This window comes from Enterobacter cloacae complex sp. P14RS, from assembly GCF_014895895.1.
Lineage (GTDB): Bacteria > Pseudomonadota > Gammaproteobacteria > Enterobacterales > Enterobacteriaceae > Enterobacter > Enterobacter bugandensis.
Window position 1 is genome coordinate 1 of the sequence record NZ_JADBQM010000012.1, and the last position, 24,930, is coordinate 24,930.

Below are 24,930 nucleotides of genomic sequence, written 5' to 3' on the forward strand. Positions count from 1 at the left end.
GCACAAACTAAATAAAATAATAAATACTTATAAATATTAACCAGTTAATTATATTTGTATGATTTTTAAAATCTATGCACCAATATTTCCATGTACAACTTTCATATCAAATAACAACATTCAAAATCTGCAATTTTCACAAATTAATATTGATTTTTACATCTTGTTACATGATTAACACTTGCTTTAAAATTCGTAAAAGCTAGATTGAAATTAGATGTACGAAATTGGTTTTATATTTACCTCCCTGTGGAGGTTATGTTCTGATTCTACACACAGCAGTGCAACATCTGTCAGTACTTCTGGTACCCTCTTCTTTACAGAGAGGGCGGCTGTCAGGTGCCAAAAATAAGTGGGGTTTCATCATGTATAATGAAGTCCATAGTTTACATGGTCATACATTACTGTTGATCACAAAACCTTCTCTGCAAGCGACAGCTTTATTACAACATTTAAAGCAATCTCTATCACTGAACGGGAAATTGCATAATATTCAACGTTCTTTTGATGATATTGCGCCTGGCAGCATCATTCTGTTTGATATGATGGAAGCCGATAAAAAGCTTATCCATTACTGGCAAGATAACTTAAGCAGGAAAAACAATAATATCCGCGTGTTATTATTGAATACGCCTGATGAATATCCTTTCAGAGATATTGAAAGCTGGCCGCATATCAATGGCGTGTTCTACGTCACTGAAGAAGAAGTTCGGGTGGTAGATGGTCTGCAAGGCATATTGCGCGGCGAATGCTATTTCTCGCAAAAGCTGGCCAGCTACCTCATCACGCACTCCGGAAATTACCGCTATAACAGTTCGGAATCAGCGCTGCTCACCCACCGTGAGAAAGAGATCCTGAACAAATTACGCATTGGTGCTTCAAATATTGAAATCGCCCGTTCGTTATTTATCAGCGAAAATACGGTAAAGACGCACCTTTATAATCTTTTCAAGAAGATAGCTGTTAAAAACCGAACTCAGGCGGTTTCATGGGCAAACGATAACCTCAGGCGTTAATCACATGAAGCGCACGTTGAGTTGGATCGCCGCAGCGAGTCTCCTGCTCGCTGCAGGGAACCTGCAGGCCGTTGAGGTCGAAGTTCCCGGATTGTTAACTGACCACACTGTCTCATCGATCGGGCACAGTTTTTACCGGGCCTTCAGCGATAAATGGGACAGTCCCTACACGGGTAATTTAACAATCAACGAGCGGCCCAGTGCACGATGGGGAAGCTGGATAACCATAACGGCCAATCAGGACGTTATTTATCAAACTTTTTTATTCCCCTCGAAAACAGACTTCGAAAAAAACGTAGCCTTAGCACTGGCTCAAACTGAAGACGCTATTAATCGCCTGCAAATAGATAAAGCCCTATTAAGCACCAGCGATTTAGCAAAAGATGAGTTCTAGCGAACCGATATGCGGAGGCTGTCATGCGTATTGCATATGCAGTTGTTTCGATCATGCTTATTGCTCCCCTGAGCTGGGCCGGAAATATGACCTTCCAGTTCCGTAACCCTAACTTTGGCGGTAACCCCAACAACGGTGCCTTTCTGCTGAATCAAGCTCAGGCACAAAACTCCTATAAAGATCCGAGCTTTCAGGATTTTACCGTTGATACCCCTTCCGCACTGGATAACTTCACCCAGGCTATCCAGTCGCAGATTTTAGGGGGATTGCTGACCAACATTAATACCGGCAAACCCGGCCGAATGATGACCAACGACTTTATCGTCGACATCGCCAACAGGGACGGACAGCTCCAGTTGAATGTGACCGATCGTAAAACCGGAAAAACTTCCACCATAGAGGTTTCCGGCCTGCAAAATAATTCAACTGACTTTTAAACAATAGCTAAATAAGGACAACGACCATGCAGCGCTTCCTGATATTTGTTGCAGTGTGCTTATTGAGCGGTTGTTTAACTGCTCCGCCTAAAGAAGCTGCAAAACCCACATTAATGCCGCGGGCCCAAAGTTACCGTGATTTAACCCATTTGCCTTCACCTACGGGCAAGATATTTGTCTCGGTATACAACATTCAGGATGAAACCGGACAATTTAAGCCTTATCCGGCAAGTAACTTCTCCACCGCGGTGCCGCAAAGCGCCACCGCCATGCTGGTGACTGCACTTAAAGATTCGCACTGGTTTATTCCGCTGGAACGCCAGGGGCTTCAGAACCTGTTAAATGAACGAAAAATCATTCGTGCCGCGCAGGAGAATGGCACCGTTGCGGACAATAACCGGATGCCTCTGCAGTCTCTGGCCGCCGCAAACGTGATGATTGAAGGGTCGATTATCGGTTACGAGAGCAATGTGAAATCGGGTGGCGTGGGCGCGCGCTACTTCGGTATCGGCGCAGATACCCAGTACCAACTCGACCAAATTGCGGTTAACCTGCGCGTCGTGAACGTCAGTACCGGTGAAGTGCTCTCTTCGGTCAACACCAGCAAAACGATATTGTCTTATGAAGTTCAGGCTGGGGTATTCCGCTTTATTGATTACCAGCGCCTGCTGGAGGGAGAAATTGGCTACACCTCTAACGAACCGGTCATGATGTGTCTGATGTCAGCCATTGAAACCGGCGTGATCTTCTTAATCAACGATGGTATCGATCGCGGGCTGTGGGATCTGCAAAACAAAGCGGACGTGCAGAACCCGATCCTGGTGAAATACCGTGATATGTCGGTGCCTCCGGAATCCTGACAGGCAGCGCATAAAAAAAGGCGAGATGATTATCTCGCCTTTTTTTTATTCACTCACCGCGGTGATGTTTTGCGTTTTTTCCCTTCGCGCCGCCAGCCAAAGACCGCTGTTCTTCATGGCGTAGCCAAACAGCAGCCCCAGCGCCAGGGAAGGAACCACCAGCTTCCAGTCCCCCTGCCCGGCAAAGGTTGCGCAGGCCCCCATAAAGGTTCCCGGCACAAACGACAGCAGCAGATGCTTCGCCTGGATGCACATCAGGAACGCGACGACACCCGTCATGACGTACCCCAGCATCTCCAGATGCGGCGCCAGCGCGCTGCCTTTCATGATGACCAGCGCCCAGATAACGCCGCTCATCAGCGTGCAGCCTGAGATAAAGAGCCCTTTCAGCCCGCCCTGAGGACAGGCGAAATAGGCCGTGCAGCCCAGGAAGCCAGCCCAGCTTAACAGACCGAGAGACACCGCTACCCATCCCCAAATACCGGAGAGGATGCCCGTCGTGATTGCAATACAAAGTAATATGTTCATGGCGCGCATCTTAGCAGAAGCGCGCCGTAGAAATGCGATCAGAAGCACATTACGTGCAAGTTGAAATGTATCGTTGCAGGATTTTTGTGATTTACATCACTCCTCGCTCTCTTCTTCCAGCTCATCCCACATTGCTGCAATGGCGTCACGCGTCAGCGGGGCCAGCGTTCGCCAGAACGGAGAGGTGGCATGAGCTTCCACTTTACCCAGGAAGGTCCCCACCCACGGCAGCAGATAGGTTTCGAAGAGGATCCCGATGGCTTCATTTTCATCGTCGCCAGCGTTGTCTTCGATCCAGGACGCGGCCAGCAGCAGCGTACCGATATGATCGGCTGGGGTATCGCTCAGGGGCATCCCGCGTTCTGAAAGGAATGCCCGCACTTCCGCTTCGGTCGCTCCTTCCTGCCAGGCGGAACGATACGGCGACACGCGGCACTCTTCGCCCACGAACAGAGCATTGTAGTCCGTTGAGATCTGCTGCATATCGCAGCTTTTCTGCAGGCGCTCCAGTAACTCATCCTGTTCCAGCGGCCAGTTCTGCGCCAGTTTACCTTCGCGAATCAGCGTAAACAGCGGCACCAGCAGCGGGTCCTGCGGCTGGCGGTAATACAGGGAGCCCAGCACGCGGCAAAGGATGGAAAATTCATTCATTGTTCTATTCCGTTATTCAATTAAAGATCGGCAAATTCATCAATCGGCGCCATGCCACGCGACTCGAGGAAATCAAGCATACGACGCGGCGTGACGTTCAGGATGCGTTCTTCCGGGAAATCCACATCCTGCAATATTTTCAGGCACTCGCTAAAATCCCCCAGCGTGAAGGCCGTGTGCGAATCAGAGCCCAGCGCCACCATGCCACCCGCATCACGCACGGCGGCAGCCACTTCGCGACAGTTGGCTTCACTGCCTTTACGCGAGTGCACGAACGAGGAGTTATTAATCTCCAGCGCCACGCGGTGTTTCGCCGCGGCCTGCGCCACGGCCTGAATATCAATCGGGTATTTCGGATTGCCCGGATGGCTGATGATGTGCACATTGCCGCTGGCAATAGTGGCAATCATCGCCGCGGTATTGGTCTCTTTATCCTGCGGCGGGAAAACCGGCTCATGGAAACCGGCAAGGATCAGATCTAAGGAGGTCAGCATCGGGCCGGTACAGTCAATTTCACCGTCGGTGTTTTTGATGTTCGCCTCAATGCCGCGCAGTATCCCAATCCCGTCCACCAGACGTGGCCAGATACGCATATTCACAAAATGCCAGTAGTGCGGCGCATCCGCCATATCCGGGCCGTGATCGGTTATCGCGAACAGCTTGATGCCCTTAAGCTTCGCCTGGGCGATATAATCATGGAGGTTGCTATACGCGTGGGTGCTGGCGACGGTGTGCATATGCAGGTCAACGGGATACATCTTTCTCTCCTCTGCGTTTTTTCCAAAGGATAGCAGTTATCAGCGGCGAATATTAGCAAAAACCCGGCGAACGCCGGGTTTCTCTCAGTAGCCGCGCTGTCGGTCGACCTGTCCGGTGACCGGGTTACCCTTCTCTATTTCACCGATCGTGTGCGAGATATAGGCCACTGCCTCGGCAGGTCGCGTCACGGCGGCAACGTGCGGAGTCATTGCCACGCGCGGGTGTCGCCACAGCGGGCTTTCCTCCGGCAGCGGCTCACGGCTGTAGACATCCAGCATGGCGCCTTTCAGCTTCCCGCTATCCAGCGCCTTCAGCAGATCCGGCTCGACCAGATGCACGCCGCGCGCCAGGTTCATCAGGTAGCTCTGGTCGTCCAGCTGGTTGAGCAGGCCTTCATTGATAATCCCCACCGTTTCCGCCGTATTGGGCAGCAGGTTAATCAGCACACGCGTGCCGTTCAGGAAGGCCGGAAGCTCATCCGTTCCGGCAAAGCTCTCAACGCCCGGATAGTCTTTACGGCTGCGGCTCCAGCAGCGCAGCGGGAAGCCCCACGGCGCGAGCGCTTCAGCCACTTTCGAACCCAGCACGCCTGCGCCGAGGATACCAACGGTAAACGCTTCGCGCGGATATTCAGGCAGCGGCTCCCAGCGGGATTGCTGCTTAAGCGCCTGATAGTCATCAAAGCGGCGGAACCAGTGCAGCACCTGGCTGACGGCATACTCCTGCATTTGCTGGCCCATACCGGTATCTTCCAGGCGGAACAGAGGAATATCTTCCGGCAGCATTTCAGGGTGTGCTTTCAGCTTGCTCAGAATGGAATCCACGCCGGCTCCAAGCGCGAACACGGCCTTCAGCTTACGGCCCTGGAGCATTTCTACCGGCGGATGCCAGACCAGCGCGTAGTCAGCATGTTCGTTATCGCCCCGCTTCCACTCACGAACGCGAGCGCCCGGCAGTGCCGCAGAAAGTGCCTTAATCCAGTAAGCCGTATCAAAAGTGGGGTGATAGAAGAGTATATCCATAGTCAATCCTGCCTTTTATTGCGCTGATTTATTTTGCTTTTTAACTGGACGGTCAGCATAGCAAATTTATTGCGTGATCGTGTTGTTGATAAAAAAGACGCTTTCAGCACATTTAAGAATCATGTTGCCTGAAGTTTGTCTAAACGCGCTAAATTACTGAAAAAGTGGGTTGACGGCAGTTCGGCTTTTCCTTACATTAGCGCCCGTCCCAGCAACAACGGGATGACAATATGGTGAGGTGTCCGAGTGGCTGAAGGAGCACGCCTGGAAAGTGTGTATACGGCAACGTATCGGGGGTTCGAATCCCCCCCTCACCGCCATATTCAAGATGAGAGCTCGTACGAAAGTACGGGCTTTTTTCTTTTATATTCTCCGTAAGGGGGGATGAGAACCCCCGACCGGGGTTCGACAACTGGCGCAGCCAGTTGGACAGACTGAGAGCGAAGCGAACAGGCTGCCCGAAGGGCGAGCGAAGCGAGTCAATCCCCCCCGGTGCTATATTCAGCTCGGTACAGCCTGAGCGCCTCACCCTAACCCTCTCCCCAAAGCGGCGAGGGGATCGTTACTCCTCCACCATCCGCGCATACTCTTCAGTAAGAAAATCCACCAGCGTTCTGACGGACGGCAGCAAACCTCGCCTGGAAGGATAAACAGCGTGAATCACTTCCCGTCGGGGTTCCCATGCGTCCAGCACCCTTACCAGTTCCCCGGATGCCAGCTGATCCTTGACCATCAAAATCGGCAGCTGCACCACGCCCACCCCCGCCATCGCCGCTTCACGCAGCGCCAGCATGTCGGTGGTAATAAAGCGCGGCGTGTAATGAATCGCGGCTTTCGCTCCCTCCGGCCCGCTCAGCTCCCATCTGTGCAGCTGCTTTCCCACCCCCATGCTCAAACCCGGCCACTCGCTCAGCTCAGAGGGCACGGCAGGGTGACCCATCCGCTCAATCAGCGCAGGGCTCGCCACCAGGCAGTGTCCCCTGTCTGCCAGCACTCTTAACACCAGGTCGCTGTCATCAAACGGACGTGGACGAACGCGGATCGCCACGTCGATGCCCTCACCCACCAGATCAACCCGCCGGTTGGTGGCCTCAAGCTGAAGATTGATCCCCGGATAGCGCGCCATAAACCGCGCCAGCATGGGCCCCACGTGCACGTGCAGCAAGGTGACCGGACAGGTGATCCTGACCACGCCGCGTGGCTCGGCCTGCAACGCCGCCACCGCCTCTTCCGCAGCTTCGGCCTCTACCAGCATGGCTTTACAGTGCTGATAGAACGTCTGCCCCACTTCCGTCACCGTAAACTGTCGGGTGGTGCGCTGGATCAACCGCACGCCAAGGCGCTCTTCCAGCTGGGCAATCCGGCGACTCAGTTTTGACTTGGGCTGATCGAGCGCCCGACCCGCCGCCGCAAATCCACCATGGTCCACCACCTTCACAAACCACGCGAAATCATTGAGATCCTGCATACGTCCTCATCGTTCCATATTCAGAACAGTGCATGTCATTTTCACTATCTACCAGGATATTAACCCTGAATATAAGCTAATTACATCAACAGAACATCAGGAGTTCATCATGAAAAACGTAACAGGCGTTTACACCGCACCTCGTCCGCACTGGGTCGGTGACGGTTTCCCGGTTCGTTCAATGTTTTCTTACCAGACGCACGGCGAGCCGCTGAGCCCTTTTCTGCTGCTGGACTATGCCGGACCGTACACCTTCCCGGCGGACGGCGCGAAACGCGGCGTGGGCGAGCATCCTCATCGCGGCTTTGAAACGGTGACCATCGTTTACGCCGGCGAAGTGGAGCATCGCGACTCCACCGGCAGAGGCGGCGTTATTGGCCCCGGCGACGTGCAGTGGATGACGGCGGGCGCAGGCATCCTGCACGAGGAGTTCCACTCCAGCGCATTCGCGCAGAAAGGCGGTGAACTAAAAATGATGCAGCTGTGGGTCAACCTGCCCGCCAAAGACAAAATGGCGGCGCCCGGCTACCAGAGCATCACCAAAGCGGATATCCCGGTGGTCACGCTGCCGGATAACAGCGGCACGCTGCGGGTCATCGCCGGTCGCCTTGAGGACGTGACGGGCCCGGCCCATACCTTCTCACCGCTGAACGTCTGGGACATCGCGCTTAACCAGGGCAGCCATCTGACGCTCAACCAGCCCGAAGGCTGGAGCACGGCGCTGGTGGTACTTGAGGGCAGCGTAACGGTGAACGGCACCACGCCAGCGGGTGAAGCGCAGCTGGTTGTGCTAAGTCAGAGCGGTGAAAAGCTGCATCTGGAAGCGAACAGCGACGCGAAATTGCTGCTGATGGCCGGTGAGCCGCTGAATGAACCTATTGTGGGCTACGGCCCGTTTGTGATGAACAGTAAAACCGAGATCGCGGAAGCCATTCGTGATTTCAACTCCGGCCGCTTTGGCCAGATCTGAACGTAATTAAGGAGCGCAATATGTCTACCCCTGCAAACTTCAACGGTGCACGTCCCGTCATTGACGTAAATGATGCCGTCATGCTGCTTATCGACCACCAGAGCGGGCTGTTCCAGACCGTCGGCGACATGCCCATGCCGGAGCTGCGCGCCCGTGCCGCGGCGCTGGCAAAGATCGCCACGCTGGCGAAGATCCCGGTGATCACCACCGCCTCCGTTCCACAGGGACCGAACGGCCCGCTTATCCCGGAGATCCACGCCAACGCGCCGCATGCGCAGTATGTGGCCCGCAAAGGTGAGATCAACGCTTGGGATAACCCGGAATTCGTGGCGGCGGTAAAAGCTACCGGTCGCAAGACGTTAATTATTGCAGGCACGATCACCAGCGTCTGCATGGCCTTCCCGTCCATCAGCGCGGTGGCGGACGGATATAAAGTGTTTGCGGTGATTGATGCCTCCGGCACCTACAGCAAAATGGCGCAGGAGATCACCCTGGCCCGCGTGGTCCAGGCAGGCGTGGTGCCGATGGATACCGCCGCTGTGGCCTCTGAGATCCAGCGAACCTGGAACCGTGAAGATGCGGCTGAATGGGCTGAGGTATACACCCACATCTTCCCGGCCTACCAGCTGCTGATCGAAAGCTACGGCAAAGCGCAGGAGGTGGTGAAAAACAGCGAAGTGCTCGATTCGCAGCGTTAATCCTGCGCTGTGCGTCATAAGCTGATTAAGGCTTAACCGAACAAGCACGAATGCAGAAAATCTGCTTGACCGCTTTCGCGCAACTCCCTATAGTAGCGCCCCGTTGCCCCCCAAGCGGTCAGGCAGCAAAACAATATGGTGAGGTGTCCGAGTGGCTGAAGGAGCACGCCTGGAAAGTGTGTATACGGCAACGTATCGGGGGTTCGAATCCCCCCCTCACCGCCATATTTGAGATAAGAGCTCGTACGAAAGTACGGGCTTTTTTCTTTTATATTCTCGTAAGGGGGGATGAGAACCCCCGACCGGGGTTCGACAACTGGCGCAGCCAGTTGGACAGACTGTGAGCAAAGCGAACAGGCTGCCCGCAGGGCGAGCGAAGCGAGTCAATCCCCCCCGGTGCTATATTCAGCTCGGTGCGGCCTGAGACCCTCACCCTAACCCTCTCCCCAGGGGAGAGGGAATAAATTGCACATAAAACAAAGCCCGGTTTCCCGGGCCTTGAACACAACAGCAAACTCAGTAATACGCTTGCAGCGTGCGCTGACAGAGCGCCGAGCGCACGCAGTCCTCTTTGGTGAAACGAACCACCCCAATCATCTCATCTTCCTCAAAACGTGACATGGCGTCGCTGAGGCCGGACTTCACGCCCGACGGCAGGTCACACTGGGTAATATCGCCGTTAACGATAACCGTCACGTTCTCCCCGAGGCGCGTTAAAAACATCTTCATTTGCGCAGCGGTCACGTTCTGAGCCTCGTCGAGAATAACGACCGCATTTTCAAATGTACGTCCGCGCATATAGGCGAACGGCGCGATTTCCACCTTGCCAATCTCTGGTCGCAGGCAGTACTGCATAAAGGATGCACCCAGTCGCTTCACCAGCACGTCATAGACGGGCCTGAAGTACGGAGCAAACTTCTCCGAAATATCGCCGGGCAGGAAGCCGAGATCTTCATCAGCTTGCAGTACAGGACGGGTAACAATAATGCGCTCCACGTCCTTATGGATCAGCGCTTCCGCTGCTTTGGCTGCACTGATCCAGGTTTTCCCGCATCCGGCTTCACCGGTTGCAAAGATGAGCTGTTTACTCTCGATAGCATTCAGGTAGTGCGCCTGAGCCTCATTGCGCGCCACAATTGGAGAATTATCACGGCTGTCTCTGGCCATGCCAATTGCTTCTACGCCACTCATCTGCACAAGCGAGGTGACCGATTCTTCTTCACGCTGTTTATGGCTACGTGAGTCCCGTCTCAGCACACGTTTTGCTTCGCGACGAGCTTTGATCACTGCTTTTTGTCTTCCCATGGATAGCACCTTGAGTTGTTGGTATTCATCACACGCGCCAGCTTCGGCACGATTATGCGCACGAACATCAGAGGGTTGGCTTCCTTGTAAGCCATTGCTTGCTTTATCAGATGACGATACAGAACGGCTACGCGCACCGGTCTGCACGTCGGTCGAATCAGATTCTTGAGGTGTGGGGGAGAATTTAGTGGTGAGGAAATCGCTGCCGGAGTCTGAGCCTCCGCGCCGGGTGCTGCGGTTGTTATGTTTACCTTGTCCAGTACAGGACGCAACCATTCGCGATCTCCATAGTGATTCAGCATCACTGCCGGGAACTACCGCCGTCTTATCTTAAGTACATCAGGAGTTATCATAAATGCAACATTTATTTTACCTGAATGCAACTTTTAAGACTGTTCCTGCAGCGGAATCAGTCTTATATATGAATATTACAGAAATATAACAACAAGATAGTCATATGAAAAAATAATGTCCCCGCGAACTATCGCAGGGACGATTATCAGGCTTCCATCAGACCTTGTGCGAGATACGCGCCAGCATCGCGCGCGCCGGGCAGAGCAAAGAAATAGCCGCCGCCGATGGGCTTAATGTACTCTTCCAGCGCTTCGCCGTTTAACCGCTTCTGCACGGTCAGGAAGCCTTTCTCCAGATCGTGCTGATAGCAGACGAACAGCAGCCCCATATCAAGCTGGCCAGAATTGGTCACGCCCAGCGAATAGCTGTAGCCACGGCGCATCATCAGGCTGGACTGCGTCTCTTTGGTGCGCGGGTTGGCAAGGCGAATATGGCTGTCGAGCGCGATAACGTCGCCATCCGGGTCGTTCGCGTAGTCCGGCACATCATGCTCGTGCTTCATGCCCAGCGGCGCCCCGCTCTGCTTGTCGCGGCCAAAAATCGTCTGCTGCTCTTTCAACGGCGTGCGGTCCCAGAACTCCACGTGGAATTGAATAATGCGCACAGCCTGGTAGCTGCCGCCCACAGCCCATGCGGGTTCCCCCTGATCTGCCGTCACCCACACCACGTCTTTCATCAGCGCCGCATCGCTGCTGTCCGGGTTGGCCGTGCCGTCCTTAAAGCCCAGCAGGTTAACCGGCGTCTCTTTGCCTTTGCTGCGGGCGGCGTGGTCAGAGATAAACCCTTCCCGCTTCCAGCGCACGCTCAGCAGATCCGGCGTGTGCTTGATGATATCGCGCAGGGCGTGGATCACCGTGTCCTGAGTATTGGCACAAATCTGCAGGAGCAGATCGCCGTGGCACAGCGCCGCGTCGAGGGAGTCATTCGGGAAGCGCGTCATCTTCTGCAGCGCGTTCGGCTTCTGTTTTGCCAGGCCGTAGCGGCCGTCAAACAGCGACTCCCCTACCGACACGGTAATGGTCAGGTTATCCGGCGCGATAAACGCCCCGAGGATACCGGAATCCATCGGCGGCAGGCGCGGGTTCGGCGTATCCGGTGCCGGCCCGCCCGCGCTAAGAAACGCGATGCGCGACGTCAGCAGGCGGAACAGACGCTCCAGATCCGCCTTATCGCTGGCCAGCGAATCAAAGGCCACCAGCATCATGGAAGCCTGCTGCGGCGTGAGAATACCCGCCTGGTGCGCGCCATAAAACGGCTGGGTCTCCATGCGGGCATCCGGCGAGAGCGTACCGGGCGCGCTCTGCGGTTTCGCCGCATGCGCCACCGGGCAACCTCCCGCCAGGGCAAACGCGCCGCCCAGCGCCCCTACCCCTTTTAACAAACGACGTCGGGAAGGTTCCGCCACGTCGAATTCTTCGTGCTTGTTCATCGTGCTTAGTCCAGACCCAGTACGCCGCGCAGCAGGGAGAGATCTTCCGCCAGCGTCGTAATCGGGCCTTTCAGCGCGTTACGGTCGGCGTCGGTCAGCTTGTCGTAGGTTTCGAACCCGTCTTTGGTACGGTACTTCGCCAGGATGGTATCGACCTTTTTGAAGTTGGCATCTACTTTCGCCAGCAGTTCGCCGTTCTCTTTCTGCAGCTGAGGACGCAGCAGCTCGACAATCTTCTGCGCACCGTCGACGTTGGCCTGGAAGTCCCACAGGTCGGTGTGGCTGTAGCGATCTTCTTCACCGCTGATTTTGCTCGCGGCCACTTCTTCAATCAGACCGGCCGCGCCGCCCACCACCTTCGACGGCGGGAAGGCCAGCTCGCTGATGCGCTTTTGCAGCTCCAGCACGTCGGTGTTCAGCTGCCCGGCGTATTTCTCCATTCCTTTGGTGGAGTTATCGCCAAACAGGGCTTTTTCCAGACGGTGGAAGCCGGTGAATTTCGGATCGGCGGCCTTCTGCTCGTAGTCATCTTCGCGGGCATCAATGCTGCCGTCGAGGTCAGAGAACAGCTCGGCAATCGGCTCGATACGCTCGTAGTGCTGACGGGTTGGCGCGTACAGGGATTTCGCTTTTTCGATATCGCCCGCTTTCACGGCGTCGGTGAAGGCTTTGGTACCCGTGACCAGGTCCGCCGTCTCTTTGGTGACGTAGGCTTTATAGGCGGTAATGGCGTCGCCCAGGCTCAGCAGGGCCGTGCCTTTGGCCGCGTCCGCCGTCGCTGCACCTTTGACGATCAGCTTGCCTTTAGGGTTGGTCAGCAGGCCGCAGGTCATGTCGTATTCACCCGGCTGCAGGTTGGCGGTCATCTTCTGGCTGAAGCCCGGCGCGATGTTCTCGCGCTCTTCCACCACCATCACGCCTTTGAGGATCTCCCACTCCAGCGCCTTCTGGCTGTGGTTCTGAATGATAAACTGGGTTTTACCGCTGTTAACCGTGATGGTCATCGGCTCACACTGCTTATCGTTAACGGTGACTTTTACCTGCGGAATATCCGCAGCCTGCGCAGCGAATGCAGAAGCGAACAGCGCGGCAATGCCTGCGCACAATGCACTACGACGAAACTGAATTGCCATGACTCTTCCCTTAAAAAGTATGTTGTAACTAAAACAATAATTACGGCGCAACGCGCGACGCCTGCGAACCGGTACGCGGCGGCATCGCGAACAGCACCAGCGCCGGAACCAGATAGATAAAGTACATCGCCACTTCGCTGACGCTCGGCGTTTCCTGGTAGCCGAAGATGCCTTCGAGCAGGGTGCCGGTCAGTGAATGGGTGGAGAGAACGTTGCTAAGATCGAACGCCACGTCCTGGAAGTGGTTCCACAGGCCCGCCTCGTGGAAGGCGCGGATCGCCCCTGCCGCCAGCCCCGCGGCCACCAGCAGAATGAACAGGCTGGTCCACTTAAAGAAGGCGCCCAGGTTGAGGCGAATGCCGCCCCAGTAGAGCAGAAAGCCCAGCACCACCGCCGTTGCCAGACCGAGCATGGCGCCCAGCGGCGGCCAGATGCCAACGTCCTGCTGGAATGCCGCCAGCAGGAAGAAAACCGATTCCAGACCCTCGCGCGCCACGGCGAAAAAGACCATCATGATCAGCGCCCAGCCGTGGTGATTCCCCTTCTGCAGGGCGTTATCCACCGCCTGCTCCAGCTGCACCTTCACGTTGCGGGAAACTTTGCGCATCCAGAAGACCATCCACGTCAGGATGAACACCGCAATCACGGCGACGATACCTTCAAACAGCTCCTGCTCTTTCTGCGGGAATTCGCCGGTGGTTTCATTGATGAGGATACCTAAGCCCAGGCAGAGCGCCGCGGCAAGGAAGACGCCAACCCACATCACGCCAATCCAGCGCCCACGCTGGGTGCGCTTCAGATAGCTGGCGATAAGGCTGACAATCAGGGCCGCTTCAAGGCCTTCACGTAACATAATGAGAAATGGAACAAACATGCCGACACCTTAAATGTTTATCGCGGTCAACTGATGCAAAGAAAGGTAAATTCTTGTGATAGTGATTATCATTACGGCGGAAGGAAACACAAGCGAAATGTGTGGTGATTTGATGACGAGTTGTAAACTCAAAGCCTGTTAATAGTTGCCACCGTTACCGTTAAGTTTATAAGTTATAATAAAAATGCCCATTTACGGTTAACCAGTGCTGTGGCTAAATATCCGCCTCAAAAACCAACCGAAAATATTCCATGTTTAAGATTGTCCATTTCCTGCTGGCGCTGGTGATTATTCTTGCGCTTGCCTGGCTGGTGAGTTTCGACCGCCGAAAAATTCGCATTCGTTATGTTTTACAGCTGATTGTTATTGAAATTGCCCTGGCGTTCTTTTTCCTGCACGCCGAAAGCGGGCTATTCCTGATTAAATACGTTTCCGGCTTCTTTGAGTCACTGCTGAAATTTGCCTCGGAAGGGACGAATTTCGTCTTTGGCGGAATGGGAGAAAAAGGGCTGGCGTTTATTTTCCTCGGCGTGCTGTGTCCGATTATTTTTATTTCCGCACTGATTGGTATTCTCCAGCACTGGCGGATCCTGCCGATTTTTATTCGAATCATCGGAACGCTGCTGTCAAAGCTGAACGGCATGGGCAAGCTGGAATCGTTCAACGCGGTGAGCTCGCTGATCCTCGGCCAGTCGGAAAACTTCATTGCCTATAAAGGCGTGCTGGGGGATCTCTCCTCGCGTCGTCTGTTCACCATGGCGGCCACGGCCATGTCGACGGTCTCCCTGTCGATTGTCGGTGCCTATATGACCATGCTCGACGCCAAATTTGTCGTTGCCGCGCTGATCCTGAACATGTTCAGCACCTTTATTATTCTCTCGGTCATTAACCCGGTGCGTCCGGAAGCCGAGCCGGATATCAAGCTGGAAAAACTGCACGAATCCCAGAGCTTCTTTGAAATGCTGGGCGAGTATATTCTGGCCGGTTTTAAGGTGGCGATGATTATTCTGGCAATGCTGATTGGCTTTATCGCCCTCATCAGCGCCGTTAACGCCCTCTTCTCCAGCGTATTCGGCATGAGCTTCCAGCAGATCCTGGGCTATGTGTTTTATCCGCTGGCGTGGCTTATCGGGATTCCACTCAGCGATGCGTTAAACGCGGGCAGCATTATGGCAACCAAGCTGGTGGCGAATGAATTTGTAGCGATGATTGAGCTGCAAAAAATTGCTCATGAAATGTCACCGCGCGGGCTGGGTATTTTGTCCGTCTTCCTCGTCTCGTTTGCCAACTTCGCCTCCATCGGCATCGTCGCCGGGGCGATTAAGGGGCTGAACGAGCAGCAGGGCAACGTGGTGTCGCGGTTTGGTCTGCGCCTGGTATACGGTGCGACGCTGGTGAGCCTGCTGTCGGCGAGCTTTGCGGGATTAGTGCTGTAAATAGCTTTGCTACAAAACAACAACGGCGGGTTATCCCGCCGTTTTTTATTAAAACTGTACGCACACCGGCTGGTCGACCCGCATCACCGATTCCTGCGCGAAACGAGACTTATAGATCCCGCGCAACGCTTCGATGTTCTTCTCGCTCTGCGCATCTTTACCGTGGATCAGCATTAACGCTTTGCTGGATTCACGCGCCACTTTCCCGTCGTTCCCCAGCCACTGCCCGCGCGCATCAAACACCGTTAAGCCATCGCGAAAACGCGGCGTCACGTCCTGGTCAACAAACTGCTGCCACTCGCTGCCGGTAATCTGCGCCCCTGCCGGGCGATTCAAGCCAAAATAGAGCGTGGTCTGCTGCATCTGGTTATCCGCTTTGCAGGTCTCCACCGCCGCACGCTGCGAGGGTGTGTTACAACCCGCCAGCATCAATAATGCCGCTGCCATTACCCCTGTTTTGATGGTCATGTATCGCTATCCTCATTGTTATAAGCATATGGATATCACAGGAAAATACGGATTTTGGCAAGAAAAAAGCCGGGTGCGCTTGCGCTTACCCGGCCTACGGTGTTACGTGGGAAAATTATTCTGCCTGAAGCTTAGTCGGCGGCGCAGTGTGGTAGTGCGCATCCGCTTCCGCAAAGCGCTTCTGCATAGAGGCAGACGGCGCTTTACCCAGCAGGCTGAACACCACAATACCGATGCTGCCGAAGATGAAGCCCGGAATGATTTCGTACAGGCCCAGCCACGCGAACTGCTTCCAGACGATGACGGTCACCGCACCGATGATCATCCCCGCCAGCGCGCCGTTGCGGGTCATGCGTGACCACATGACGGAGAACAGCACCACCGGCCCAAACGCGGCACCGAAGCCCGCCCACGCGTAGCTCACGAGACCCAGCACGCGGTTTTCCGGGTTGGCCGCGAGCGCAATGGCAATCAGCGCCACCAGCAGCACCATAAAGCGCCCTACCCACACCAGCTCTTTCTGGCTCGCGCCCTTGCGCAGGAAGGCCTTATAGAGGTCTTCGGTAATTGCGCTGGAGCAGACCAGCAGCTGGCAGCTCAGGGTGGACATCACCGCCGCCAGGATCGCGGAGAGCAAAATACCGGCAATCCACGGGTTAAACAGAATCTGCGCCAGCTCGATGAACACGCGTTCGGCGTTCTGGTTCACCGCGCCCGCCTGCGCCGGGTTATTGCTGAAGTAGGCAATACCGAAGAAGCCGACCGCACACGCGCCCGCCAGACACAGGATCATCCACGTCATGCTAATGCGACGTGCATGAACGATGGTGTGGTGAGAATCCGCCGCCATAAAGCGCGCCAGAATGTGCGGCTGACCGAAGTAGCCCAGCCCCCAGCCCATCAGGGAGACGATGGCAACGAAGTTCAGCCCTTTCAGCATGTCGACGTTTTCGATGCTCTTCTGCTTGATCACTTCCAGCGATTCGCCAAAGCCGCCAACGGTGAAAATCACAATCACCGGGGTCAGGATCAGGGCGAAGATCATCAGGCTCGCCTGCACGGTGTCGGTCCAGCTGACGGCCAGGAAGCCGCCCACGAAGGTATAGAGGATGGTTGCCGCCGCACCGGCCCACAGGGCGGTTTCGTAGCTCATGCCGAAGGTACTTTCGAACAGACGCGCACCGGCCACGATGCCGGAGGCACAGTAAATGGTGAAGAACACCAGGATCACCACCGCGGAGATAATGCGCAGCACGCGGCTGTTATCCTCAAAGCGTCCGGTGAAATAGTCCGGCAGCGTCAGGGCGTTGTTGTTGGCCTCGGTATGCACGCGCAGACGGCCTGCCACCAGCTTCCAGTTGATCCACGCGCCGACGGTCAGGCCGATGGCGATCCAGCTTTCGGAAATACCAGAGATGAAAATCGCGCCCGGCAGCCCCATCAGCAGCCAGCCGCTCATGTCGGATGCGCCCGCAGAGAGCGCGGTGACCATTGGGCCTAAGCTGCGCCCGCCAAGGATGTAGTCGTCAAAGTTTTTAGTGGAACGCCATGCCAAAAACCCTATCAGGATCATGCCAAAAATATAAACGAGAAATGTCACCAGCATCGGTGTGCTAATAGCCATTCAAATTCTCCAAAATGTCGAGCGACAACCGTCCGGGTTGCCTTGTTATGTCATCACCGGAACGTAGTGATGTGTGTATGTGTTTCCGTTGGGCGCGCTATCCTGCCGTATACGCTCCCCACTGACAAACGATTTAACACTGCATTTACATGAATTTCATCCCTGGTTTTATACGTCTTTCCTATAGGTTGCACTCGCTCACATTTATATGGGTTGCACCTTTGAAAAGTGTTAAGCACCGCATAAAAACAGGCTTCGCATGCAGAAGCCAGCGCTTTTTTCCAGCTAACTATTCGTTAACAATCCATTCATTTTCCAGCTTGCAAACCAGGTCACATTTAACACGGTTGCACAAAGTTGCAACATGGTGGATATTTCACGCTATCAACAGAACGCTATTACAGAACAACAGGAGTTTTGGCATGGGGATGACCACCATGGGGGTTAAGCTGGATGACGCCACCCGCGAACGGATTAAGACCGCAGCAACCCGCATTGACCGCACACCGCACTGGTTAATCAAGCAGGCGATTTTTAACTATCTGGAAAGGCTGGAGAGCGAAGACGGCCTGCCTGAGCTGCCTGCCCTGCTGGCGGGCGCAGCGAACGAAAGCGAAGACGCCGCGACGGCGGTGGAAGAAAACCACCAGCCGTTCCTCGAATTTGCCGAGCAGATCCTGCCGCAGTCCGTCAGCCGCGCCGCCATTACCGGGGCTTACCGCCGCGCCGAAACCGACGCCGTGCCGATGCTGCTGGAGCAGGCCCGCCTGCCGGAAGCCATTGCCGCCCAGGCGCACAGCCTGGCGTATCAGTTAGCCGACAAGCTGCGCAACCAGAAAACCGCCACCGGCCGCGCCGGGATGGTGCAGGGCCTGTTGCAGGAGTTCTCCCTCTCCTCACAGGAAGGCGTGGCGCTGATGTGCCTGGCGGAAGCGCTGCTGCGTATTCCGGATAAAGCTACCCGCGACGCGCTGATCCGCGACAAGATCAGCAACGGCAACTGGCACTCCCACATTGGCCGCAGCCCGTCGCTGTTCGTCAACGCCGCCACCTGGGGTCTGCTGTTTACCGGCAAGCTGGTCTCCACCCATAACGAAGCCAACCTGTCACGCTCTCTGAACCGCATTATCGGCAAGAGCGGCGAGCCGCTGATCCGCAAGGGCGTGGACATGGCGATGCGCCTGATGGGCGAGCAATTCGTCACCGGGGAAACCATTGCCGAAGCGCTGGCGAACGCCCGCAAGCTGGAAGACAAAGGTTTCCGCTACTCCTATGACATGCTGGGCGAAGCGGCGCTCACCGCCGCCGACGCGCAGGCCTACATGGTCTCTTACCAGCAGGCGATCCACGCCATCGGTAAAGCGTCCAACGGTCGCGGTATTTATGAAGGTCCGGGCATCTCTATTAAGCTCTCCGCCCTACACCCGCGCTACAGCCGTGCGCAGTATGACCGGGTGATGGAAGAGCTCTATCCGCGCCTGAAGTCCCTGACCCTGCTGGCGCGCCAGTATGACATCGGCATCAACATCGACGCCGAAGAGGCTGACCGTCTGGAGATCTCCCTCGATCTGCTGGAAAAACTGTGTTTCGAACCGGAGCTGGCGGGCTGGAACGGGATTGGTTTCGTCATCCAGGCCTACCAGAAACGCTGTCCGTTCGTCATTGATTACCTGATTGACCTGGCCAGCCGCAGCCGTCGCCGCCTGATGATCCGCCTGGTGAAAGGCGCCTACTGGGACAGCGAAATCAAACGCGCCCAGATGGAAGGTCTGGAAGGCTATCCGGTCTATACCCGCAAGGTCTACACCGATGTCTCTTACCTCGCGTGCGCGAAAAAACTGCTCGGCGTGCCGAACCTGATTTATCCGCAGTTCGCGACCCACAACGCCCATACCCTGGCGGCCATTTACAGCCTGGCCGGGCAGAACTACTATCCGGGCCAGTACGAGTTCCAGTGCCTGCACGGCATGGGCGAACCGCTGTACGAGCAGGTCACCGGGAAAGTGGCGGACGGCAAGCTGAACCGCCCGTGCCGCATCTATGCCCCGGTGGGCACCCACGAAACCCTGCTGGCGTACCTGGTGCGTCGTCTGCTGGAGAACGGGGCGAACACCTCCTTCGTTAACCGCATCGCAGACACCACGCTGCCGCTCGACGAACTGGTGGCCGATCCGGTGCAGGCCGTAGAGAAGCTGGCGGCACAGGAAGGCCAGATTGGTCTGCCGCATCCGAAAATTGCCCTGCCGCGCGAGCTGTACGGCGCGGGCCGCGTCAACTCGGCGGGCCTGGATCTGGCGAACGAACACCGTCTGGCGTCGCTCTCCTCTGCCCTGCTCAACAGCGCATTGCAGAAGTGGCAGGCCAAACCGATCCTTGAGCAGTCCGTTGAGGACGGTGAAATGCAGCCGGTGATCAACCCGGCAGAGCCGAAGGACATCGTCGGCTACGCGCGTGAAGCAACCGAAGCGGAAGTGGAACAGGCGCTGGAGAGCGCGGTGAATAACGCCCCAATCTGGTTCGCCACGCCGCCGCAGGAGCGTGCCGCCATCCTGGAGCGCGCGGCGGTGCTGATGGAAGATCAGATGCAGCAGCTCATCGGCATTCTGGTGCGTGAGGCGGGGAAAACCTTCAGCAACGCCATCGCCGAAGTGCGCGAGGCGGTCGACTTCCTGCACTACTACGCTGGTCAGGTACGCGATGATTTCGACAACGAAACGCACCGTCCGCTCGGTCCGGTGGTCTGTATCAGCCCGTGGAACTTCCCGCTGGCGATCTTCACCGGCCAGATTGCCGCCGCCCTTGCCGCAGGCAACAGCGTGCTGGCGAAACCGGCAGAGCAAACCCCGCTGATTACCGCCCAGGGCATCAACATTCTTCTGGAAGCAGGCGTTCCGGCGGGCGTGGTGCAACTGCTGCCAGGGCGCGGTGAAACGGTGGGCGCCAAACTCACCTCCGATAACCGCGTGCGCGGCGTGATGTTTACCGGTTCGACCGAAGTGGCCTCCCTGCTGCAACGCAACATCGCCACCCGTCTGGATGCGCAGGGTCGTCCTACCCCGCTTATCGCCGAAACCGGCGGCATGAACGCCATGATTGTTGACTCCTCCGCGCTCACCGAGCAGGTGGTGGTTGACGTGCTGGCCTCCGCCTTCGATAGCGCTGGTCAGCGCTGCTCCGCCCTGCGCGTGCTGTGCTTACAGGATGACGTGGCTGACCACACGCTGAAGATGCTGCGCGGCGCGATGGCGGAATGCCGCATGGGCAACCCGGGCCGTCTCACCACCGACATCGGGCCGGTGATCGACGCGGAAGCCAAAGCCAACATTGAAAACCACATTCAGGCCATGCGCGCCAAAGGCCGTCCGGTGTTCCAGGCGGTGCGCGAGAACAGCGAAGATGCCCGCGAGTGGCAGACTGGCACCTTCGTGCCGCCTACGCTGATCGAGCTGGCAAGCTTCGACGAGCTGAAAAAAGAGGTCTTCGGCCCGGTGCTGCACGTGGTGCGTTACAACCGTAACAACCTCAACGCGCTTATCGACCAGATCAACGCCTCCGGCTACGGCCTGACGCTCGGCGTGCATACCCGTATCGACGAGACCATTGCGCAGGTCACCGGCACGGCCAAAGTCGGCAACCTGTACGTCAACCGCAACATGGTTGGCGCGGTCGTGGGCGTGCAGCCGTTCGGCGGCGAAGGCCTCTCTGGTACGGGTCCGAAAGCGGGCGGCCCGCTCTACCTGTACCGCCTGCTGGCAAACCGTCCGGAAAATGCGCTGGGCGTGACGCTGGCACGTCAGGACGCACACTATCCCGTAGATACGCAGGTGAAAACCGTGCTGACCCAGCCGCTGGAGGCGCTGATTAAGTGGGCTGATAATCGTCCAGAGTTGCGTGCGGTTGCCCAGCAGTACGGCGAGCTGGCGCAGGCCGGTACCCAGCGTCTGCTGCCGGGGCCAACCGGCGAGCGCAACACCTGGACGCTGATGCCGCGCGAGCACGTACTGTGCGTGGCGGATAACGAGCAGGACGCGCTGGTACAGCTGGCCGCGGCGATGGCCACCGGGTGTGAAGTGCTGTGGCCGGACGATGCGCTGCATCGCGATCTCGCCAAACAGCTGCCGAAAGCGGTTTCGGCCCGCATTCGCTTTGCGAAGGCCGATGCCCTGCTGACCCAGCCGTTTGACGCGGTGATCTACCACGGTGATTCCGACCAGCTGCGCGAGCTGTGCGAGCAGGTGGCGGCCCGCAGCGGGGCGATTGTTTCCGTGCAGGGCTTCGCCCGCGGGGAAACCAACCTGCTGCTGGAGCGTCTGTACGTGGAGCGCTCGCTCAGCGTCAACACCGCAGCGGCGGGCGGTAACGCCAGCCTGATGACAATCGGCTAACGCTGTGCTAATAAGGCTCCGGAGACGGAGCCTTATTTTATTGGGGAGTATATGAAACGATATCTTATCGCCGGTGCGGCACTGCTGCTCAGCACCAGCGCGCTTGCCAACGAGTGCGACAACGCCACTACGCAGCTTGAACTGAATACCTGTAGCGCGCAGCAGTACCAGGCAGCCGATAAAAAACTCAACCAGACCTATCAGGCCGCCATCAAACGCGCGGCGGCCCCCCAGCGCGACCTGCTGAAAAAAGCGCAGCAGGCGTGGATTACCCTGCGCGACGCGGACTGCGCGTTTATCGGTTCGGGGACGGAAGGCGGGAGCGTCCAGCCAATGATTGTTAACCAGTGCCTGGCGGAAAAAACCGTGGAGCGCGAGGCGTTTCTGGCCTCGCTGATGCAGTGTGAAGAGGGTGACTTAAGCTGCCCTCTCCCGCCGGGCAATTAACGCACGCGGATCCCTTCGATAATCATCCGCTGCACGTTTTCGAGTGTGCTCTGGAAAAACGCCTCGTCCTGGAGCGTTTTACCGGTCACCGCCTCAACCTGGGCCGCAAAGTCAGCGTAATGCTGGGTAGCGGCCCAGATCATAAAGATCAGGTGCTGCGGGTCGACCGGGGCCAGCTTTCCGCTGGCAACCCATCCGGCGATAATCGCCGACTTATCGTCCACCAGCTGCTTTAAATCCCCCGTCAGCTCCGCCTGTAGCAGCGGCGCGCCCTGCAGCATCTCAAGACAAAACAGCCTTGACGCCTGCGGGTAATCGCGCGACACCTCGAGCTTCAGGCGAATGTACTCCTCGATAGCCACCAGCGGGGCCAGCTCTTCGCGAAATGCCTTGAGCGGCGCCAGCCAGATATCGAGGATCTGCTGCATCACCGCCACATACAGCGCCTCTTTCGACGGGTAATAGTAGAGCAGATTGGTTTTAGACACCCCGGACTGCTCCGCCACCTGCTCCAGGCGCGTGCCGTGAATGCCAAACTGTGAAAAGGTCTCCAGCGCGGCGCTGAGGATCGCCTGCTTCTTGGCGCTCACCGCCTGCGAACGTTTTCCGGGTGTTTTCACTGCGCCTTGTGTCATTTCCGCTCTCCATTTTCTTTCCTGCGCTCAGCATAGCAAAACCCCCGCCTCGCCACGACCTTCTGCACTCCCATCGCGCATGAGTGCCTGTTTTCTGTGCAATGTTTTTGACCATTTAGTCCACATTTAGCGGCATCAATCCCCCAACCTCTTATTAACACATTAATAACACAAGCGTTTTCAAAACTGGCATTGCCTTTGCAAAACCACCGTTACACCTGCGACGTAATGAAGAGAGGTTCGTGATGAAAATTGGCGTATTTGTACCCATCGGCAACAACGGCTGGCTTATCTCGACCACTGCACCGCAGTACATGCCGACCTTTGAGCTGAACAAAGCCATCGTGCAGAAAGCGGAGCACTACCATTTCGACTTTGCGCTTTCGATGATCAAGCTGCGCGGCTTTGGCGGCAAAACTGAATTCTGGGATCACAACCTGGAGTCCTTCACACTGATGGCCGGACTGGCAGCGGTTACCTCGCGGATCCAGATCTACGCCACCGCGGCCACCCTCACCCTTCCGCCCGCGATCGTGGCACGCATGGCCTCCACCATCGACTCCATCTCCGGCGGGCGCTTTGGCGTTAACCTGGTCACCGGCTGGCAAAAACCGGAGTACGAGCAGATGGGACTCTGGCCGGGCGACGATTACTTCTCCCGTCGCTACGACTACCTGACCGAATACGTGCAGGTGCTGCGCGACCTGTGGGGCACCGGCAAAAGCGACTTCAAAGGCGACTTCTTTACCATGAACGACTGCCGCGTCAGCCCGCGGCCGTCGGTACCGATGAAGGTGATTTGCGCCGGGCAGAGCGACGCGGGCATGGAATTCTCCGCGAAATACGCCGACTTTAACTTCTGCTTCGGCAAAGGCGTTAACACCCCTGCCGCCTTTGCCCCTACCGCGGCACGCATGAAGGAGGCCGCCGACAAAACCGGGCGCGATGTGGGCTCGTACGTGCTGTTCATGGTCATTGCCGACGAAACCGACGACGCCGCGCGCGCCAAATGGGAGCGGTATAAGGACGGCGCTGACGACGAAGCCCTGAGCTGGCTGACCGAGCAAAGCCAGAAGGATACCCGCTCCGGCGCGGACACCAACGTTCGCCAGATGGCCGACCCGACCTCCGCCGTCAATATCAACATGGGCACCCTGGTGGGCTCGTACGCCAGCGTCGCCAGAATGCTGGACGAAGTGGCGGCCGTACCCGGCGCGGAGGGCGTCCTGCTGACCTTCGATGATTTCCTCACCGGCGTGGAAACCTTTGGCGAGCGCATCCAGCCGCTGATGCAGTGCCGCGCCCACATCCCTGCCGTCACCAAGGAGGTGGCGTAATGACAACCCTTAACGCACGCCCGGAAGCCATTACCTTCACGCCCCAGCAAAGCGCGCTGATCGTGGTGGACATGCAAAATGCCTACGCCAGCCCCGGTGGTTATCTTGATCTGGCGGGCTTCGACGTCTCCGCTACGCAGCCTGTGGTAGCGAATATCAAAACCGCCGTCGCCGCCGCGCGCGCCGCGGGCATGCTTATCATATGGTTCCAGAACGGCTGGGACGACCAGTACGTTGAGGCCGGTGGCCCCGGTTCACCGAACTTCCACAAGTCGAACGCCCTGAAAACCATGCGTAAACGGCCCGAACTGCAGGGCAAGCTGCTGGCCAAAGGCGGCTGGGATTATCAGCTGGTGGATGAGCTGGTCCCGCAGGCGGACGATATTGTCCTGCCGAAACCGCGCTACAGCGGCTTTTTCAACACGCCGCTCGACAGCCTGCTGCGCAGCCGGGGCATTCGCCACCTGGTCTTCACCGGCATTGCCACCAACGTCTGCGTGGAGTCGACCCTGCGCGACGGCTTTTTCCTCGAGTATTTCGGCGTGGTGCTGGAAGACGCGACCCATCAGGCCGGGCCGGATTTCGCCCAGAAGGCGGCCCTGTTCAATATCGAAACCTTTTTTGGCTGGGTCAGTAACGTTGCGGAGTTCTGCGACGCCCTGACGCCTCCGCTCGCCCGTATCGCCTGAGGAGACACACG

The 24,930-nt window shown here is 56.8% G+C and carries 23 protein-coding genes and 2 tRNA genes; 13 read left to right on the forward strand and 12 right to left on the reverse strand.

Features of this window, described 5'->3' with window-relative positions:
- Window positions 1–365: 365 nt before the first annotated feature.
- Genes csgD through csgG form a run of 4 tightly spaced genes read left to right on the forward strand, consistent with a single transcriptional unit; the run spans window position 366 to window position 2,707 of the window.
- Window positions 366–1,016, forward strand: a complete 651-nt coding sequence (gene csgD, locus IM295_RS10870; RefSeq protein ID WP_028012677.1) for a biofilm master transcriptional regulator CsgD — start codon at window positions 366–368, stop codon at window positions 1,014–1,016.
- A 4-nt stretch (window positions 1,017–1,020) separates the two neighbouring features.
- A complete protein-coding gene (gene csgE / locus IM295_RS10875; RefSeq protein WP_028012676.1) occupies window positions 1,021–1,410 on the forward strand; it encodes a curli production assembly/transport protein CsgE in 390 nt (129 codons plus the stop codon).
- Window positions 1,411–1,433: 23 nt separating this feature from the next.
- A complete protein-coding gene (gene csgF, locus IM295_RS10880) occupies window positions 1,434–1,847 on the forward strand; it encodes a curli production assembly/transport protein CsgF (RefSeq protein ID WP_028012675.1) in 414 nt (137 codons plus the stop codon).
- Window positions 1,848–1,873: 26 nt separating this feature from the next.
- Window positions 1,874–2,707 (forward strand): curli production assembly/transport protein CsgG, encoded by an 834-nt coding sequence (gene csgG, locus IM295_RS10885; protein ID WP_028012674.1) that lies wholly within the window; start codon window positions 1,874–1,876, stop codon window positions 2,705–2,707.
- A gap of 45 nt (window positions 2,708–2,752) precedes the next feature.
- Here csgG and IM295_RS10890 read toward each other — a convergent pair whose 3' ends face one another.
- The 4 genes from IM295_RS10890 to ghrA form a co-directional block, all read right to left on the reverse strand.
- Entirely contained in the window at window positions 2,753–3,235 is a 483-nt protein-coding gene (locus tag IM295_RS10890) for a DUF1097 domain-containing protein (protein ID WP_072201771.1), read from the reverse strand.
- A 96-nt stretch (window positions 3,236–3,331) separates the two neighbouring features.
- The gene (locus IM295_RS10895) at window positions 3,332–3,886 is read right to left on the reverse strand and encodes a molecular chaperone (RefSeq protein ID WP_028012672.1); all 555 of its coding nucleotides are present in this window, start codon (window positions 3,884–3,886) and stop codon (window positions 3,332–3,334) included.
- Between the two features lie 20 nt (window positions 3,887–3,906).
- Entirely contained in the window at window positions 3,907–4,644 is a 738-nt protein-coding gene (locus IM295_RS10900; protein WP_028012671.1) for a phosphatase, read from the reverse strand.
- 84 nt (window positions 4,645–4,728) lie between these two features.
- On the reverse strand, window positions 4,729–5,667 hold the full coding sequence (gene ghrA, locus IM295_RS10905; RefSeq protein ID WP_028012670.1) for a glyoxylate/hydroxypyruvate reductase GhrA: 939 nt from the start codon (window positions 5,665–5,667) through the stop codon (window positions 4,729–4,731).
- 232 nt (window positions 5,668–5,899) lie between these two features.
- Here ghrA and IM295_RS10910 point away from each other — a divergent pair.
- A tRNA-Ser gene (locus IM295_RS10910) sits at window positions 5,900–5,987 on the forward strand.
- Between the two features lie 242 nt (window positions 5,988–6,229).
- Here the strand turns inward: IM295_RS10910 and IM295_RS10915 are convergent.
- Window positions 6,230–7,135 (reverse strand): LysR family transcriptional regulator, encoded by a 906-nt coding sequence (locus IM295_RS10915; protein ID WP_028012669.1) that lies wholly within the window; start codon window positions 7,133–7,135, stop codon window positions 6,230–6,232.
- Between the two features lie 109 nt (window positions 7,136–7,244).
- Between IM295_RS10915 and IM295_RS10920 the strand changes: the two genes are divergently transcribed.
- The 3 genes from IM295_RS10920 to IM295_RS10930 all read left to right on the forward strand — a co-directional run bounded on the left by IM295_RS10920 (window position 7,245) and on the right by IM295_RS10930 (window position 9,028).
- Window positions 7,245–8,105, forward strand: a complete 861-nt coding sequence (locus IM295_RS10920; RefSeq protein WP_193066676.1) for a pirin family protein — start codon at window positions 7,245–7,247, stop codon at window positions 8,103–8,105.
- A gap of 20 nt (window positions 8,106–8,125) precedes the next feature.
- Entirely contained in the window at window positions 8,126–8,803 is a 678-nt protein-coding gene (locus tag IM295_RS10925) for an isochorismatase family protein (RefSeq protein ID WP_025755865.1), read from the forward strand.
- Between the two features lie 137 nt (window positions 8,804–8,940).
- A tRNA-Ser gene (locus tag IM295_RS10930) sits at window positions 8,941–9,028 on the forward strand.
- A gap of 291 nt (window positions 9,029–9,319) precedes the next feature.
- On the opposite strand, the gene phoH is transcribed toward IM295_RS10930, so the two are convergent.
- The 4 genes from phoH to efeU all read right to left on the reverse strand — a co-directional run bounded on the left by phoH (window position 9,320) and on the right by efeU (window position 13,898).
- Window positions 9,320–10,108 (reverse strand): phosphate starvation-inducible protein PhoH, encoded by a 789-nt coding sequence (gene phoH / locus IM295_RS10935; protein ID WP_024908976.1) that lies wholly within the window; start codon window positions 10,106–10,108, stop codon window positions 9,320–9,322.
- A 499-nt stretch (window positions 10,109–10,607) separates the two neighbouring features.
- The gene (efeB, locus tag IM295_RS10940; RefSeq protein ID WP_193066677.1) at window positions 10,608–11,891 is read right to left on the reverse strand and encodes an iron uptake transporter deferrochelatase/peroxidase subunit; all 1,284 of its coding nucleotides are present in this window, start codon (window positions 11,889–11,891) and stop codon (window positions 10,608–10,610) included.
- A gap of 5 nt (window positions 11,892–11,896) precedes the next feature.
- Window positions 11,897–13,024: an iron uptake system protein EfeO gene (gene efeO / locus IM295_RS10945; protein WP_028012666.1), complete on the reverse strand. Its 1,128-nt coding sequence runs from the start codon at window positions 13,022–13,024 to the stop codon at window positions 11,897–11,899.
- 40 nt (window positions 13,025–13,064) lie between these two features.
- On the reverse strand, window positions 13,065–13,898 hold the full coding sequence (gene efeU, locus IM295_RS10950) for an iron uptake transporter permease EfeU (RefSeq protein WP_028012665.1): 834 nt from the start codon (window positions 13,896–13,898) through the stop codon (window positions 13,065–13,067).
- A 251-nt stretch (window positions 13,899–14,149) separates the two neighbouring features.
- Between efeU and IM295_RS10955 the strand changes: the two genes are divergently transcribed.
- A complete protein-coding gene (locus IM295_RS10955; protein WP_047368266.1) occupies window positions 14,150–15,334 on the forward strand; it encodes a NupC/NupG family nucleoside CNT transporter in 1,185 nt (394 codons plus the stop codon).
- A 48-nt stretch (window positions 15,335–15,382) separates the two neighbouring features.
- Here the strand turns inward: IM295_RS10955 and IM295_RS10960 are convergent, their stop codons facing one another.
- On the reverse strand, window positions 15,383–15,802 hold the full coding sequence (locus tag IM295_RS10960; RefSeq protein ID WP_193066678.1) for a DUF3574 domain-containing protein: 420 nt from the start codon (window positions 15,800–15,802) through the stop codon (window positions 15,383–15,385).
- Window positions 15,803–15,917: 115 nt separating this feature from the next.
- Window positions 15,918–17,426, reverse strand: a complete 1,509-nt coding sequence (gene putP / locus IM295_RS10965; protein WP_193066679.1) for a sodium/proline symporter PutP — start codon at window positions 17,424–17,426, stop codon at window positions 15,918–15,920.
- A gap of 422 nt (window positions 17,427–17,848) precedes the next feature.
- On the opposite strand from putP, the gene putA reads away from it, so the two are divergent.
- Entirely contained in the window at window positions 17,849–21,811 is a 3,963-nt protein-coding gene (gene putA / locus IM295_RS10970) for a trifunctional transcriptional regulator/proline dehydrogenase/L-glutamate gamma-semialdehyde dehydrogenase (protein ID WP_193066680.1), read from the forward strand.
- A gap of 51 nt (window positions 21,812–21,862) precedes the next feature.
- Complete coding sequence (locus tag IM295_RS10975) at window positions 21,863–22,258, forward strand: lysozyme inhibitor LprI family protein (protein ID WP_041910548.1); 396 nt, start codon at window positions 21,863–21,865, stop codon at window positions 22,256–22,258.
- Here the strand turns inward: IM295_RS10975 and rutR are convergent.
- A complete protein-coding gene (gene rutR, locus IM295_RS10980; protein ID WP_028012659.1) occupies window positions 22,255–22,893 on the reverse strand; it encodes an HTH-type transcriptional regulator RutR in 639 nt (212 codons plus the stop codon). The genes IM295_RS10975 and rutR overlap by 4 nt on opposite strands.
- Before the next feature lie 245 nt (window positions 22,894–23,138).
- Between rutR and rutA the strand changes: the two genes are divergently transcribed.
- Together rutA and rutB are read left to right on the forward strand one after the other, a co-directional pair.
- On the forward strand, window positions 23,139–24,230 hold the full coding sequence (gene rutA / locus IM295_RS10985) for a pyrimidine utilization protein A (RefSeq protein ID WP_028012658.1): 1,092 nt from the start codon (window positions 23,139–23,141) through the stop codon (window positions 24,228–24,230).
- Complete coding sequence (gene rutB, locus IM295_RS10990) at window positions 24,230–24,919, forward strand: pyrimidine utilization protein B (protein WP_193066681.1); 690 nt, start codon at window positions 24,230–24,232, stop codon at window positions 24,917–24,919. The genes rutA and rutB overlap by 1 nt, the downstream gene beginning before the upstream one ends.
- Window positions 24,920–24,930 lie beyond the last annotated feature (11 nt).